Source organism: Paraburkholderia hospita, assembly GCF_002902965.1.
Taxonomy (GTDB): domain Bacteria; phylum Pseudomonadota; class Gammaproteobacteria; order Burkholderiales; family Burkholderiaceae; genus Paraburkholderia; species Paraburkholderia hospita.
The window spans coordinates 2,872,611-2,886,609 of sequence record NZ_CP026105.1; the positions used below are offsets into that span (position 1 = coordinate 2,872,611).

Here is a 13,999-nt window from a genome sequence, read left to right on the forward strand (position 1 = left end):
AAGGAGAATAACGTGGCGACAAGAACTGCGACTAGACAAGGCAACGGTCGAGGCCGCGGGCGCACGCATGCGAGCGTCGCGCCCGACCTCGAGCTTGGCACGCCCGGCCTGCCGGGCCAGGTCGTGCTGGTGCTGCAAGGCGGCGGTGCGCTCGGCGCCTACCAGGTGGGGGTGTACGAAGCCCTGCACAAAGCCGGTGTCGAACCCGACTGGGTGATCGGCACGTCGATCGGCGCGATCAACGCGGCGCTGATCAGCGGCAACCGCCCCGAGGACCGCCTCGATCGCCTCAACGAGTTCTGGCGCCGGGTGGCGCAGCGCTGGCCGCTAACAGGTTTCTTCGACTGGATGGGTCTGGGCAACCTGCTGCCCAACATGAACACGGTGACGCGCGGCATTCCGGGCTTCTTCACCCCGAATGCCTCGGCCATCGGCGGATCCAAGGCGGAAGTGGGCGTCGAGGCCGCGTCGTACTACAGCACGGCACCCTTGCGCGAAACACTGGGCGAGCTCGTCGACTTCGAGTACCTGAGCGAGTGCAGGACACGGCTGACCGTGGGTGCGGTGAACGCCTGCAGCGGCCACATGCGCTACTTCGACAATCGCAACGAGGAGCTCAAGGTCGACCACGTGATGGCATCCGGCGCCCTGCCCCCGGCATTTGCCGCCGTGCGCGTCGACGGCGAACCCTACTGGGACGGTGGCCTGTACTCCAACACTCCGATCGAAGCGGTGCTGGACGACAAGCCCAGGCGAGACTCCCTCATCTTCGCCGTCAACGTGTGGCACCAGGCGGCCCCCGAGCCTGCGTCGATCTGGCAGGTCATGAGCCGGCAGAAGGACATCCAGTACGCGAGCCGCGCCGACAGCCACATCGCCCGGCAGAAGCAGATCCATCGCCTGCGCCACGTGATCCGCGAGCTGCACAAGCAGCTGCCGGTGAGCCGTCAGAACGATGCCAGGGTCAAGGAGCTCGCATCCTGGGGCTGCGGCACAACGATGCATGTGGCACATCTGCTAGCACCGCGGGTCGATGGCGAGGACCACACCAAGGACATCGACTTCACGAGCGCAGGCATCCAGTTGCGCCGCAGTGCGGGATACGCCGATGCGCAGCGCATGATCGAGCGTTCGCCCTGGAAGTCCGCCGCCATCGACCCAATCGAAGGCGTGATCGAGCACACCTGAGGAGGCCCGGATGATCTCACGCATCGAAGAACTGCTTCGCGACAACCAGGCCTTCGTCGAGCACCAGCTTCGCTCGATGCGGGCTGCTTCGACAAGCTCGCCGAAGGCCGGCATCCAGAGTTCCTGTGGATCGGCTGCTCGAATAGTCGGGTGCCACCGGACCGTATCGCGGGTACCCGTCCCGGCGACATGTTCGTGCACCGGAACATCGCGAGCCTGGTCGTGCAAACCGAGATGAGCCTGCTCTCGGTACTGCAGTATGCGATCGATGTGCTGAAGGTGAACCAGCTCATCGTCTGTGGCCACTAAGGTTGCGGGGGCGTGAAAGCAGCAATGAGCGACGCTCATCATGGCCTGATCGGCAACCTGGCTGCGGCACCGCCAAAGACACGCGGCATTACTTCTGGGCGGAGCCAGCCGCGCTGGACGAGCACGCCCGCTTCAACCGGATGGTCGAGCTGAACGTCATCGGGCAGGCTACAAACCTGGGCAAGACCCATATCGTCCAGCGGGCGTGGCGAAACGGCGGCAGGCCGTATCTGCACGGCCGGGTGTTCGATCTGCGTTCCGGATACATCCACCCTCGGACGAGCATGATTAACAACGGGCAGGCGGTTCAGACGGTCTGCAAGCTCCACAACGCCATGGTGAAGAACCCGCCTTGATAGTCAGCGCCCCGCTTTCGCTGTCTGGCGACGCTCGAGCAACTTGCGGGGAATGTTCCGAGTGGACCTGCGAGCAAAAGGTCGCGAACGAAGCAAACCTTAACGGATGGTCATCCAATGAACGTAATGGTAACCAGTATCGCATTCGTGGTCGCCGCCCTGTGCGCCGGCTCGATGGGCTTTGCGATTCAACGCGGGGCGACGTGCACCGTTGCCGCGGTGAACGAAGTCGTCAACAAGCTTCGGTTCAACCGGCTGATCGCAATCGTCGAGGCGTCGGTATGGGTCACGGGCGGTCTGTTGATCGCGCAAATGCTCCATCTGCTCGCGAAGATGCCCGCAGGCTATCCGGTGAATTACCTGACCGTGCTGGGCGGGGCTCTGCTGGGCCTGGGTGCGTTCATCAACGGCGCCTGCGTCTTCGGCGCGATCGCGAGACTCGGCTCCGGCGAATGGGCTTACCTGGCGACACCGCTCGGCTTTTACGCTGGATGCCTGAGTCTCGGCACCTTGTCGACAGCTTCCGCGCATCACACACTTGACTACCGTTCATTCGTGTTGCGCGCGCCTACCTCGGTTTCGCTGCTGTTCGCGGCGTTCATCATCTGGCGCGTCGCTCGTCCGCTACTGACAGCGCGTCCCGCTGGATCGGGAGCCGGTGTGATTCAGCGGGCACGCCAAGGCATTGCTTCCCACCTTTGGTCACCCCATGCCGCTACCACGGTGATCGGCGTCGCATTCCTGTTCATGCTCCTGCTCGTCGGCACCTGGTCCTACACCGATGTGCTGATTGAGCTCGCCCGCGGCATGGCGAACAGCCTCATCACACGATGCCTGTTGCTGCTTGCCCTGCTGCTCGGTGCAGTGCTCGGCGGCCGCACCGCCGGCCCGTCTGGCAGCACCGGCGTCGCGCTTGCCCAGGTGAGCAAGTGCTTCCTGGGTGGCGCCCTGATGGGATGGGGCAGCCTTTTGATCCCCGGCGGCAACGATGGCCTGCTATTGGTCGGAATGCCCCTCCTGTACCCCTATGCATGGGTAGCATTCGTCGCAATGTGTGCCTCGATCGGCACGGCATCGCTCGTGCAGAAAGTCATGAGCGACCGCACAGCGCAGCAACGCATGGAGCGCCGTTGATTCGCTTGCGTCAGCACGCGTTCGCGTTCAACGCCGCCCCGTGACTACAAGGATAACGTTTTTGTACAGGGAGACCGCATGGGCCACCGAATCGGCAACACACTCGTGATCTTCAGCGCGATCGGCGCGGCGCTATTCGCGATTCAGCACAACGCCCATCTGATGCCGAACGCACATGCGACGTTCACATCGCCCCGGGAGCGATGCTTCGGCGTGGCACGGGCCGGGAAGAAAGACTGTGGCAACCCAAGGCATGCATGCGCCGGCCGTTCGCCGCACGATGCGGCGCGCGACGAAGGGCTGTTGCTTCCAGCCGGTACCTGCGCAACGATCGATGGCAGCGCCTTCAAGGCGACCGAATAGAGATGGCGCCGATGATCGGAATCGAATGTGCGCGCGGACACTCACGGAATAAGCACGAATTGTGCAATTTCCACGCAGAGCCAGACGATACCAACGACGATACGGGCGGCGATACATGTCGCATTGACGCCGATGCAGTTGCCGACGCGTGTGTGGCGCGAATTCGAACGCGAGCAGTATTGCAGCGAGTTGCTGGTCACGGCGGGGCAAGTGCTGATCGCGGCGCTGCTCGCCGTGCTCTACGCGAGCAGCCCGCCCGGCCTTTTTCCGGACGCGCCGACAAGAGCGGTGCCTCTGGGCCTGACGCTCTTATCGGTGCTCACGCTGGTTCGCCTCTACTTCGCGGTGACCGGGCAGCTCACTCGTTAGATGGCGGGCCCATCCGTCGTCGCAGAGACGGTCGTACTGGTGTTCATCAGCTATGCGTATCAACTGCAATATGAATAGCCCGCGCAGTTCTACCGAAGAGCACCGAGTCCGTGTACGTGTTCATTCTGATTGCGTTGCGCGCCTTGCGGCTGGAACTACCAGTCTGGGTCGCTTTGTCCGGCCTCACCGCAGCAGCAAGTTGGCTTCTGCTATTGCCCTGCGCACTGACCCACTCGCCCGGCAACCCGGTCATCTGGGACTATGTCACCGCGCTGCGTTCGATCCAGATTCGCTTGGACAGGTAAAGCTCTGGCAACAGATCCAGCGCTGCACCTGGAAGCGAGGTCGCCGCCCGTGCGTGCAGCAGGTCGAAAGTTCCGGAGAGTCGCGCATCCGGGGCACGCTGATTCCGGGCCGGCTAGCCGGCCGATGTGCGAGCGCTGGCGCCAATCGTCGGCCCCTGCGTGCTGGGTGGAAATACACACCACCCATCATCGTGCCGGAAAAAGAATATCGCCATGCCAGTTCGACGCGTAGTTTCGACGCAGACGTAGCGCCGTTGATTCGAGCTCATGCGACTGAACCGAGTGACGTGAGCCGGCGTGGCCGCAGTCGGTGCAAGCCATTTGTCGACCAGAGCGCGCAACGAATGCTGAGCGGTGTTCATGATGCTCTTCTCCCCTCTCAATTACATGCGGCAGATGCCTAAAGAAACCCGCACGTCTGGACTCTAGTATCGCCGCCGAAATTAACGCGCCGGTCAAGCATGTGTCACGTTTTTGTCCCATCGGAACTAGTGGGCTCGGACGGCGCCAGTGTGACCAACTCGTGATCTTTCCTTGATAGGGGCGTGAAGTTTGAAACCTATATTAATTTCGCGACGGCCCGACAACGCCGTTGCGGACTGGTGATGAAGGTCCCCAAAAGGGCGCATTCCAGCATTCATTGAGGTTTTTGGAGATCATCATGAAGACGAAGCTCACTGCCGCAGTGTTGGTCGCGACATCTGCGTTGCTCGCTGCCCCCGCTTTTGCGAGCGGATACGGTCCTGCACCGTTTTATAACGCCGAAGTGGGCGCACCGTCGTCGCAACGCGGCCCAAGCGCGCAAACGCTCATGGCGGAACAGCACAACGCTGCGGACACCCGCAATGACCACCGTGCTGTCGGTGGCTCCGTCGAATCCGCGGCGTCGCACTCGAGTGGTATGCATGTGCAGGTCAACATCAACGGTCTCTATCGGGGCAGTTGATTGAGCCTTCGAAGCGCCGCGTTTCGGGGCCCCGAAATCAACGTCGGTTTAACGCATCCCATTACACATAAGTCTGTAGGCGCCGAGAAAGTCGTTTACGGTCAATGACATAGCGGATTGGGTTGTAAACTGCTTCGGAGTGTCGTTTACTGTCGCATTTTGGGCGGCGCATGAAGCAAGAGGCAGCGAGCTGGGCAGCGGCAGAATTCAAGGACATCGACCTGGGCGATCAGCGTCTGAACGCGCGCGCCGTGCTGCTGGCGGAGCGGCTCGCGCAGAAGCCGACGGCAAGCATACCTAACGCATGCGGCGGCTGGGCGGAGACGGCCGGGGCGTACCGGTTTCTGGCTCAGGATGAACTGGACTGGCGCGATATTCTGGCGCCCCACTGGCAAAGCTCGGCCGAGCGGATGCGAGCTTGCGAAGTGGTGCTATGCATCCAGGATACAACGGAGCTGGACTTTAACGGCCAGACGATTACGGGTCTGGGCCCGCTGTCGTATGAGGCCCAGCGCGGGATGTATCTGCACCCGACTTACGCGGTCACGCCATCGCGCGAGCCGCTGGGCGTGCTTGACGCCTTCATGTGGGCACGCGAACCCAAAGGCGCGGATGGTGTGCGTGCAGGCCTCAAGGAAAGTATTCGCTGGATCGAAGGATATGAGCGGGTTGCCGAACAGGCTGCGGCGCTGCCTGCCACGCGGCTCGTGTACGTGGCTGACCGGGAGTCGGACATCATGGCGTTGATGGTCAAGGCGCGCGAGTTGGACAACCCGGCCGACTGGCTGCTGCGCTCGCAACACAATCGCACCCTGCCCGAAGGCGGCAAACTGTGGAACAAGGTTACGGCGGGCAAGCCCTTGGGCACAATTCACTTTACGCTGGCGGCCCGTCAGGCTCAGCCGGCGCGCACGGTCCGCCAGCAGGTGTGGGCGCAGCGTGTCGCGTTGCCCGATGCGGCCGGCGACGTGGTGAGCGTCACGTGTATCGTCGCCCGGGAACTCGACCCGCCGGCAGGCGTCAAGCCGCTCGAATGGCGGCTGCTGAGTAACCGCCATGCGAACGACCTTGATGCGGCGGCGCAGCTGATTGACTGGTACCGGGCGCGCTGGGAGGTGGAACTGTTCTTTCACGTACTCAAGAACGGCTGTCGGGTCGAGGCGTTGCAGCTCACATCGAAGGCGCGGCTTGAACGCGCCCTGGCGCTGTACATGGTGGTCGCGTGGCGTATCGCCCGGCTGATGCGACTGGGTCGAACCTGCCCGGACCTTGACGCGCAACTACTGTTCGAGCGCGATGAATGGCGCGCGGCATACATTCTGAACAAAAAGAAACCACCCAGGACGCCACCGCGAATGAATGAGGCCGTGCGTCTGGTCGCCATGCTGGGTGGCTTCCTGGCGCGCAAAGGCGATGGCGAACCCGGAGTCAAGACCATCTGGCAAGGTCTGCAGCGAGTGATGGATTTCGCCGCCGGACTCAGGTACGCACGAGAACTTGACGAATGAGTTGTGTGTAATCAAATGGGTTTAACGTCCAATCGGGCGCCATCACGAATCGTCACGCGATGGTGCTCGATTTCGTTACCGCCAACCCTGCTTTCAAAAAATCTGACGCGACCTCGCCAAACCATGCACGGATGAGATCGTGTCAAAGATTTGCTACTCGATACGCGCTACATGGCTGGGCCTTCCAAACTGGCCTCTACCTCGAGGACATCGTTGGGGAATTCCATGCGACGCCGTACCGAAGCGTCGATATTCTCGTGATGGTGGCGACTGGCCTACTCAGCATTGGTCACGGTGTTATTGAATCATTTTGCGCTCGCTCAGCGGGGACCCTTCGTATGCAGACGAGATCGTGAGCCGCATTGCCAATTACGATGTGACCGTAATCGTCGAGACCGCCCCGAACGACTGCGGCAGCCTGCTCTACGCGATGAAGCGAATGCAGGAGCAACTGATTGGCACGACTCGCGCCATCAAGGCCTCCACAGAATCGATCGCGACCGCGACGAGCCAAATCGCGGCAGGCAATCAGGATCTATCGCAACGCACCGAGGAGCAGGCAGCCTCATTGCTGGAGATGGCCGCCAGTATGGAGGAGCTACCTAGACGGTCAAACAACGTTGTGCGAAGCGTGCATAACCGCGACGGGCTGAACTTCACCGCATTTCGGCCATTCGGCATGAACCTGCGATTGGCTGTTCATGGCCCATCGCTGCCCGATGCGGCCGGCGGTAGCCGACCCGTTCGAGCCATTCACGGAACACTTACAACCGCCGGTTTTTCGGCCGGCACGAGACGGTCATCGGCCCTCTGTTCGTCGAGGTCTAGCGATCCGAATGAAGATCGTGGACGTAGAGGGTGTCCGCCTCGACCACCCTCGCATGAATATCGTGGGCGTCGATCTCGCTGGCCCCTACCGCCGGGGCGTGAATGTCTTCCCCATGTGGGCCGCCAGGTTCCCCATCAACCCTGTAGACCACCCGGGCATGCACATTCTCGGCGTGAATGTCATGCGCACGAATCACACCGGCCCGCACTACATCGCTGTGAATGTCGTGTGCATAGAGAATCTGCGGCTGCGGACGAGCATGGCGGTAGCGGGGCGCATAGACGCCCTCGTACCACGTCTGCTGTACAAAGTAGACCGGTTCGCTACACGCAGCGTATTTGCGGCAATACTTGCGCCATTCTTTTGTCTGATAGGCCGGCACATACAGATAGACGGGCGCTGCATTCGCCGGCGCCTGCTCGATCACGACTGGCTGCGAGTAGATGAGTTGGGGAGGTGGCGCATTACCGATGTCGATACGGCCATAAAAGCCAGGCTGACCGACGTTGACCGACACGCCGACGTCGGCAGCGAATGCTGGCGCGGCGACGGTCGCCGTCAGGGCTGCGACTATAAAAAGACGTTTCATTCCTGGATGATCCTTCAGCATTGGCCGCAACGGGGGAGGCGGCACACCTCGACAAATTGATTCGAGCGGAGCATAACGGGCCGGGTGTAGCGCGGGTGTGAGCAAATGTAAGCGAATGTCTCGCTGCCGTGCATGCGCGAGAGTCTGAAAATCAATTCGTCTGGGCGCGACCAGGATAGCTCGCCGCGTCGCCGCCACTGGATGCCTATCTGAACGCAGAAACCACGAACTACAGCAAAGCCTTGTCCAAGGAAGTCAGTCCGAAAGGCGTTCGGGTCGTGCGTGTCTCCGCGGGCTGGGTCGAGACGGATGCCGCCGCGAGTCTCGTTGCTGAGATCGCCCGGCAGAACGGCATCGACACGGAAGGCGCCCGCAAGATCATCATGGATTCGCTCGGGGGCATTCCTCTCGGCCGGCCATGCTCTCCCCGGGAAGTGGCAGAACTCATCGGTTTCCTCGTCTCCGCGCGGGCCAGCGCCATCACCGGCACTGGGTACGTCATCGACGGCGGGACTGTTCCGACTGCGTGATCTGAGCCGCTTGTCGGTGGACGTCGACGTGCTTCGGCGTAGCGCGTTTCGCAGGTAGCTGTTCGCGGTTCCCGTTCAGGCGCCGGCCTTCACGTGGTGTGCCTGCCCAATGAACCTCTGCTTTTCTGCAGCACGGCCACCCGTGGTGGGCCGGGCATTATTCACCGGCGTCATCGCACCTGGACATCAGGTCACACAGCAGGTCACCCTTCGTCCGCAATTCGCGATGCCCTGGAATGGCGGACAGCAAGCTCAGAGCGCGATCAGCGACCGTCTCATGTCGAGCCGGGAGCGGACCCGCGAAAGCTTCCTCAGAATGGCTCAAGCTTGCCGAACCCGGAAATACGAGGTCGCCTCGAACACCGCGATCCCTGCTTGAAAGCCGAACTTCCGTAGACGACCCACTCCGGACCTTGGACCAGGCGTCACATCCAGGGCTGCTTTGTGGTGTTTAACGCCCATCTACACATCGAGCCGGCTGGCGAATCGTTGCCCATAACTGTCATTCGCAGTTTCAGGAAAACCATTTAAATCGTGTCAAGCGAAATTTTTGGGCTGGACCGAGCCCCTGGCGCGGTGACGCGATCAGCGTGGTTCCCCTGCTCGCGTCCGGACGCCGTCAGCCTTCGACATTCCGGAATCCATCGAGGCACCATCCTGGAAACACGGCGTCCCTGACCTGTTGAACCAAGGTCTCATTGACCGGCCGGAAGTTCAGGTGTCTTATTGTTTCGGGAAGGTTCACGTGTCCGTAACCTCCTCCATGCCAGCGGAATCCCCCATGGCCGGTGGATTCGTTTGCGGTAGCAATCCGGCCTCAACCCGCGTAATCAGACAGTACTGGAACGGCAGATCAACTCACCTGCTGGTCGTGCCGGCCCACCGATGTCGAGGATGTTGACAGCGGCGATGCTGTCGACCTGGCGCCCGGTGCAGTTCGTGCGCCCCGGCGAAAGCAGGTGGTTTTGGACGTTTCGGCGGCACTGGCCTGAACGCCGACGGACATCAAGACGACGGCCGGAGGAAGCGACCGCGGGATAAGCGCGGCCGTGCGCGATGCCCGGTCGGAAGGCCTCCTTTGCATGCCACGTGGCGAGTGAAGAAGACCTTGGTCTCCGCTGCAATATGGATCGTAGGGAGAGAGCAAACATGGACTGGAATCGCTGGTACAGCTTCAAGAGTTACCTGCGATCTTCGCTGTGGGCTGTGCCGCTCATCGCAGTCGCGATCTACGCAGTGGTAAAACCTCTGACTGAAATGCTGGGAAGGTGGATGATCAGGCAAGCGATCCTTGATCCGAAAACCGGTTTTCTTGGGCTGTCCATGACCGGGGCCCGGGCGTTGCTCGGTGACATCGTTTCCGCAGACCTGACGTTTCTGGTGTTTGCGTTCGGTTCGCTGCTCGTCGCAATCCAGGTCGCTGGCGGGCAGTACACCCCGCGGATCATCGCGACGACACTGCTGCGCGATAACATCATCCGTAGCATCTCGGGATTGTTCGTTTTCACAATGCTGTTCGCCGATAGAACCCTGAGCTGGATGGGTGAGAATGAGGTACACCAGCTTCAAGTGTTCCTTGCAGCGCTATTCGGATTCGCCTCCGTCGTCGCGTTCCTTTTCCTGATTGACTACGCCGCGAAATCTCTGCGTCCGGTAAGCCTCGTGGCACGCGTCGGGAAGCACGGGATGGCGGTCATAGAGAGCGTTTACCCCGCTCCGACTACGGGTGCAACTAGCCCGCCGGAACGTGACAAAGAGCGAGGCGTACCTGATCGCATTGTTCGTCACCGCGGCAAATCTGGCATCGTTCTGGCCGTGAATCTGGAAAGGCTGGTGGCCAAGGCGCGGCGCACTAACTCAGTCATCGAATTCGTGCCGCAAGTGGGTGATTTCGTCGCTGTCGACGAACCCTTGTTTTATTTGTACGGGAATTCTGGCGCGATCGATGAGAGGAGGCTCCGCACACTGGTCGCTTTCGGGACGGAACGCACAATGGAGCAGGACCCTATGTTCGCGTTTCGCATCCTGGTCGATATTGCGCTGAAAGCGCTGTCGGCGGCGATCAACGATCCGACCACGGCCGTGCTTGCGATCGACCAGGTGCACCGACTATTGCGCGTGGTGGGCAAACGGTCGCTGCACATCGAAGAGATTGTGGATAGGTCGGGGCGGGTGCGCGTGATCTTGCGGACGCCCAATTGGGAAGACTTCGTGCATATTAGTTTTCGCGAGATACGACAGTACGGCGCGGGCAGCATTCAAATCGCGCGGCGTCTACGCGCGGCGATAGAGAACCTCATCCAGAGCCTGCCGGAACATCGTCATGACGCATTGCGCGTCGAGCTAACACTGCTCGATCGCGCGATCACCTCGATGTTCCCGTTTCCCGAGGACCTGGCGTTGGCCCGTATCCCCGACTCGCAAGGGCTTGGAGGTTCGGCAGCCTCGACAGCAAACAACTAGCCCTTTCGGAGGTAAACCATGGACAAACTCATTATGGGCATCGTTGAATTCCGCGAGAAAATGCTGCCGCAATACGCGAAGCAGTTCAGCGAACTGGCGCTCGCGCATACACCTGATGCGCTCTTCATCACGTGCTCGGACAGCCGGGTTGTGCCGGACCTGCTTGCCTCGACCCATCCGGGCGATCTGTTCACGATGCGCAATGTCGGCAACCTGATACCACCGGCGAATGCGGAAGGGGTCTCTTCCGGTGACCTTTCCGAGGCAAGCGCGATCGAGTACGCAGTGCTGGTGTTGAAAGTCGCGAATATTGTTGTGTGCGGGCATTCCGAGTGCGGTGCGATGAAAGCCGTGTATACACGCAACGCCAAGCTGAAAGCGCCGAACCTCGATAAATGGCTGTACCACGCCAACAACGCAGCGTTTCGCCTCGAACACGAAGGTCCGCTCAATGACAGGCTGAAACCGCACGATCAATTGTCGCAACTCAACGTACTTGTGCAGCTTGAGCATCTGATGACATACCCGATCGTTCACCAGCAGGTCACTGCGGGCGCACTGGTGTTGAGCGGCTGGTGGTTCGACATCGCGACTGGCGACATGTATGCCTACGAGCGCACGAGCCGCTCATTCGAAGTCATCGACCGCGCGATGGCTGAGCGGATGATTGCGCGCCTTGCCGCGCGGGCGCGGTGAAGATGCACGAAGCTCTTCTAGACAATTGCCATCTCGGGTCGATGGACTAGCCGTGGAGAGAATGGTCGTGTGGTGAGGGCTGATCGGAAATGCGACAGACATGTTCTGCGCACGAAGGACCGCTGTCTGGCGCCGAGCCGACATTTGAATGCCTCCGTGAGGGCGCGGACTGCTGTCCGGAGATGGCCGAGGTTGGGTCAAAACTCAGGCTAATGCCTCTCATTCAGAAAGGCGGCTTTCGAGAAGAGCGCTGTAGTCGACGCCCCATCGCTGTTCGAGGAGCAGACGCCCCACAACTGGACTAACTGTCGATCGCGGCGGTGATTGGGAATATGGCCTTCGTTAGCCAAGTAACGTTGCAGGCAAGATACCCGCCGAGTCCTTCGGGGTGATAGCCGCATACAACGCCAACAATAAGGCGCAGTGCGCATTAGACGGTGTTATGAACTTTTTGTGGAACCTGGTATCCTGGGCGCATGACAAAAGAAATGCGCAAGCCTTACCCAACAGACGTGTCCGACGAAGAGTGGAGTTTCGTGGCGCCGTATCTGACATTGATGGATGAAGCGGCCCCGCAGCGCAAATACGAACTGCGCGAAATGTTCAACGCGTTACGCTGGATCGTGCGTGCCGGTGCGCCGTGGAGAATGATGCCCAACAACTTTCCCGCGTGGGAGATGGTGTACCAGCAGACCCAGCGGTGGCTGCAGGCAGGTTGTTTTGAGAACATGGTCTGCGATTTACGCTCGATCATCCGTGTTGCGCAAGGTCGGCAGGGCCAGCCCAGCGCCGTGATTCTGGATGGGCGGACGATGCAATCCACTTGCGAGAGTGGTCCACGTGCGGGCTATGACGGCTACAAACGCAAGCGTGGCAGCAAAGTCCATATCGCGGTCGACACGCTGGGACATTTGCTTGCGGTACATGTGACACCGGCGAATGAACAGGAGCGCGCGCAGGTAGGCGAACTCGCGCGTCAGGTGCAGGACATTACGGGAGAGACGGTCAAGGTGGCCTTCGCAGATCAGGGCTACACAGGTGAAGATGCCGCTCAGGCTGCACGCAATGAGGGCATTGAGCTGCAGGTCATCAAACTGCAGGAAGCAAAAAAAGGCTTCGTGCTGCTGCCCCGGCGCTGGGTGGTCGAGCGCAGCTTCGGCTGGCTCAACCGTTTTCGCCGCCTCGCGCGCGACTATGAGCGATTACCTGAAACATTGGCGGGGCTTCATTTCGTTGTTTTTGCCATGCTTATGCTCGTGCATGCAGTGCCAGTACTTCGAAGTTCATAACACGGTCTAGCGGATACTGCGGACAGCGATCGCACGAAGTTCACTCGGCGACTTTCCGAGGCAACGGCGGAGGAGTTTCCCGAGCCTCGCTCCGTTTGTCAATCCGACGTGTCGTGCGATCTTGTCTGCTGGCAGCGACGTCTCCGCCAACAACTCGCAGGCCAGGTCAAGCCTCACCCGTTGCAGATATCCCGACGGCGATGTGCCATAGTAAGCTTGGAAGTAACGAAGTAAGGTTCGCTCACTCATCGCGCAGAAGCTGGCCGCGTCGGCAACGCATATCGGACGGTGACAATTGTCTTTGAGCCACCGGGCCGTAGACCGGATCCTGTCCGCGCTGGCAAGGCTCACATCAATGGAATGCATGATTGTATGGTCTGCCCTTGCAACGGTCGTACGGCGCAAAGCCTCTTGCGCGATCGATTCGTCAAGATCGGCGCTGATTATTTCGAAGGCAGCATGTATCGCGCTGGCCAGGCGCCCCCGGGGCTCAGAATTTAATGCTTGCTGCCTGATCCTGTCGATGTCGGACCTTCGCGCAGTCGCCACCGTATGTTGATGAGGTTCACTGCCAGTGCTCAGGAATCGGACTGGTGTACCTAAGGCCCTCATCAGTTGCAGCCACGTCGCTTGGGGCAGTATATTGCAGATGTCCAGCGCGCTGGGGCCTGCGGCAACCAGTACGAAGGAAAATCGTGTCTCCATCGCTTCATTCAGTGTCTCGGTAGAGACGACCAGCGACTGTGCGGACCTCACGGTTCCCCCGCGCGCAGAAAGGAACTGCATTGGATATACGGTTTGATCCGCTAAAGCCGACAGTTCCGAGGCATGCTGGAGTGATTCCGCAACCACTTCGACGCCAAGCAGGTCGCAGAAATCCGATAAGACAAACGCTATTCGTCGCTTGACAGGTACTCCACAGCCATAGAACTCACGGTGAACCTGCCGGCAATCGTGCCCTACGATCATGAATCACCCTTTAGATTCGCTTTCTCGCGCATGCGATGCCCCGCTCCATAGACACCGCGTCGGAGAGCTTATAGTTCTGGCATTTGGCTTCGGCTTTCGACACTGCAACGTCCGCATCCGGATCTACCTCTGCATCGTTAAAAGGCTCGCAACGCC

14 protein-coding genes and 1 pseudogene are annotated in these 13,999 nt (G+C 60.4%); 13 read left to right on the forward strand and 2 right to left on the reverse strand.

Annotated features, from left to right (window positions below; all coding sequences use genetic code 11):
* The first annotated feature begins 12 nt into the window (after positions 1-12).
* The 9 genes from C2L64_RS13040 to C2L64_RS13085 all read left to right on the forward strand — a co-directional run bounded on the left by C2L64_RS13040 (position 13) and on the right by C2L64_RS13085 (position 6,478).
* Positions 13-1,188, forward strand: coding sequence for a patatin-like phospholipase family protein (locus tag C2L64_RS13040; RefSeq protein WP_009769873.1), 1,176 nt, complete (start codon positions 13-15; stop codon positions 1,186-1,188).
* Positions 1,189-1,338: 150 nt separating this feature from the next.
* Positions 1,339-1,497: a carbonic anhydrase gene (locus C2L64_RS13045; protein WP_158660507.1), complete on the forward strand. Its 159-nt coding sequence runs from the start codon at positions 1,339-1,341 to the stop codon at positions 1,495-1,497.
* Between the two features lie 140 nt (positions 1,498-1,637).
* Complete coding sequence (locus C2L64_RS13050) at positions 1,638-1,853, forward strand: carbonic anhydrase (RefSeq protein WP_009769875.1); 216 nt, start codon at positions 1,638-1,640, stop codon at positions 1,851-1,853.
* 147 nt (positions 1,854-2,000) lie between these two features.
* Positions 2,001-2,987, forward strand: coding sequence for a YeeE/YedE thiosulfate transporter family protein (locus tag C2L64_RS13055; RefSeq protein ID WP_236674049.1), 987 nt, complete (start codon positions 2,001-2,003; stop codon positions 2,985-2,987).
* Between the two features lie 78 nt (positions 2,988-3,065).
* Positions 3,066-3,350: a BufA1 family periplasmic bufferin-type metallophore gene (locus tag C2L64_RS13060; protein ID WP_009769877.1), complete on the forward strand. Its 285-nt coding sequence runs from the start codon at positions 3,066-3,068 to the stop codon at positions 3,348-3,350.
* Between the two features lie 132 nt (positions 3,351-3,482).
* Positions 3,483-3,719, forward strand: a complete 237-nt coding sequence (locus C2L64_RS13065) for a hypothetical protein (protein ID WP_009769878.1) — start codon at positions 3,483-3,485, stop codon at positions 3,717-3,719.
* Between the two features lie 116 nt (positions 3,720-3,835).
* Positions 3,836-4,024: a hypothetical protein gene (locus C2L64_RS13070; RefSeq protein ID WP_051058275.1), complete on the forward strand. Its 189-nt coding sequence runs from the start codon at positions 3,836-3,838 to the stop codon at positions 4,022-4,024.
* 661 nt (positions 4,025-4,685) lie between these two features.
* Positions 4,686-4,970 (forward strand): hypothetical protein, encoded by a 285-nt coding sequence (locus tag C2L64_RS13080; RefSeq protein ID WP_009769879.1) that lies wholly within the window; start codon positions 4,686-4,688, stop codon positions 4,968-4,970.
* 170 nt (positions 4,971-5,140) lie between these two features.
* Positions 5,141-6,478 carry an IS4 family transposase gene (locus tag C2L64_RS13085; RefSeq protein ID WP_086909118.1) on the forward strand — a complete coding sequence of 446 codons (1,338 nt, stop codon included), beginning with the start codon at positions 5,141-5,143 and terminating at the stop codon, positions 6,476-6,478.
* Between the two features lie 824 nt (positions 6,479-7,302).
* Here C2L64_RS13085 and C2L64_RS13090 read toward each other — a convergent pair.
* Positions 7,303-7,896, reverse strand: coding sequence for a hypothetical protein (locus C2L64_RS13090; protein WP_007579931.1), 594 nt, complete (start codon positions 7,894-7,896; stop codon positions 7,303-7,305).
* 221 nt (positions 7,897-8,117) lie between these two features.
* Between C2L64_RS13090 and C2L64_RS13095 the strand changes: the two are divergent.
* The 4 genes and pseudogenes from C2L64_RS13095 to C2L64_RS13110 all read left to right on the forward strand — a co-directional run.
* Positions 8,118-8,426: pseudogene (locus C2L64_RS13095) on the forward strand (SDR family oxidoreductase); the annotation flags it as partial.
* Between the two features lie 1,149 nt (positions 8,427-9,575).
* On the forward strand, positions 9,576-10,889 hold the full coding sequence (locus C2L64_RS13100) for a DUF2254 domain-containing protein (RefSeq protein WP_007579928.1): 1,314 nt from the start codon (positions 9,576-9,578) through the stop codon (positions 10,887-10,889).
* 18 nt (positions 10,890-10,907) lie between these two features.
* Positions 10,908-11,585 carry a carbonic anhydrase gene (locus tag C2L64_RS13105; protein WP_007579926.1) on the forward strand — a complete coding sequence of 226 codons (678 nt, stop codon included), beginning with the start codon at positions 10,908-10,910 and terminating at the stop codon, positions 11,583-11,585.
* 488 nt (positions 11,586-12,073) lie between these two features.
* Entirely contained in the window at positions 12,074-12,874 is an 801-nt protein-coding gene (locus C2L64_RS13110; RefSeq protein WP_007583990.1) for an IS5 family transposase, read from the forward strand.
* A 6-nt stretch (positions 12,875-12,880) separates the two neighbouring features.
* On the opposite strand, the gene C2L64_RS56260 is transcribed toward C2L64_RS13110, so the two are convergent.
* Complete coding sequence (locus C2L64_RS56260) at positions 12,881-13,843, reverse strand: helix-turn-helix domain-containing protein (protein WP_007579925.1); 963 nt, start codon at positions 13,841-13,843, stop codon at positions 12,881-12,883.
* Positions 13,844-13,999: the final 156 nt, after the last annotated feature.

Excerpts from the sequence above, each read along its gene's own strand:
- C2L64_RS13090 (WP_007579931.1), bottom strand. The coding sequence starts at position 7,896 with ATGAAACGTCTTTTTATAGTCGCAGCCCTGACGGCGACCGTCGCCGCG.
- C2L64_RS13085 (WP_086909118.1), top strand. The coding sequence starts at position 5,141 with ATGAAGCAAGAGGCAGCGAGCTGGGCAGCGGCAGAATTCAAGGACATC.
- C2L64_RS13105 (WP_007579926.1), top strand. The coding sequence starts at position 10,908 with ATGGACAAACTCATTATGGGCATCGTTGAATTCCGCGAGAAAATGCTG.
- C2L64_RS13050 (WP_009769875.1), top strand. The coding sequence starts at position 1,638 with ATGGTCGAGCTGAACGTCATCGGGCAGGCTACAAACCTGGGCAAGACC.
- C2L64_RS13100 (WP_007579928.1), top strand. The coding sequence starts at position 9,576 with ATGGACTGGAATCGCTGGTACAGCTTCAAGAGTTACCTGCGATCTTCG.
- C2L64_RS56260 (WP_007579925.1), bottom strand. The coding sequence starts at position 13,843 with ATGATCGTAGGGCACGATTGCCGGCAGGTTCACCGTGAGTTCTATGGC.
- C2L64_RS13065 (WP_009769878.1), top strand. The coding sequence starts at position 3,483 with ATGCAGTTGCCGACGCGTGTGTGGCGCGAATTCGAACGCGAGCAGTAT.
- C2L64_RS13060 (WP_009769877.1), top strand. The coding sequence starts at position 3,066 with ATGGGCCACCGAATCGGCAACACACTCGTGATCTTCAGCGCGATCGGC.
- C2L64_RS13080 (WP_009769879.1), top strand. The coding sequence starts at position 4,686 with ATGAAGACGAAGCTCACTGCCGCAGTGTTGGTCGCGACATCTGCGTTG.
- C2L64_RS13110 (WP_007583990.1), top strand. The coding sequence starts at position 12,074 with ATGCGCAAGCCTTACCCAACAGACGTGTCCGACGAAGAGTGGAGTTTC.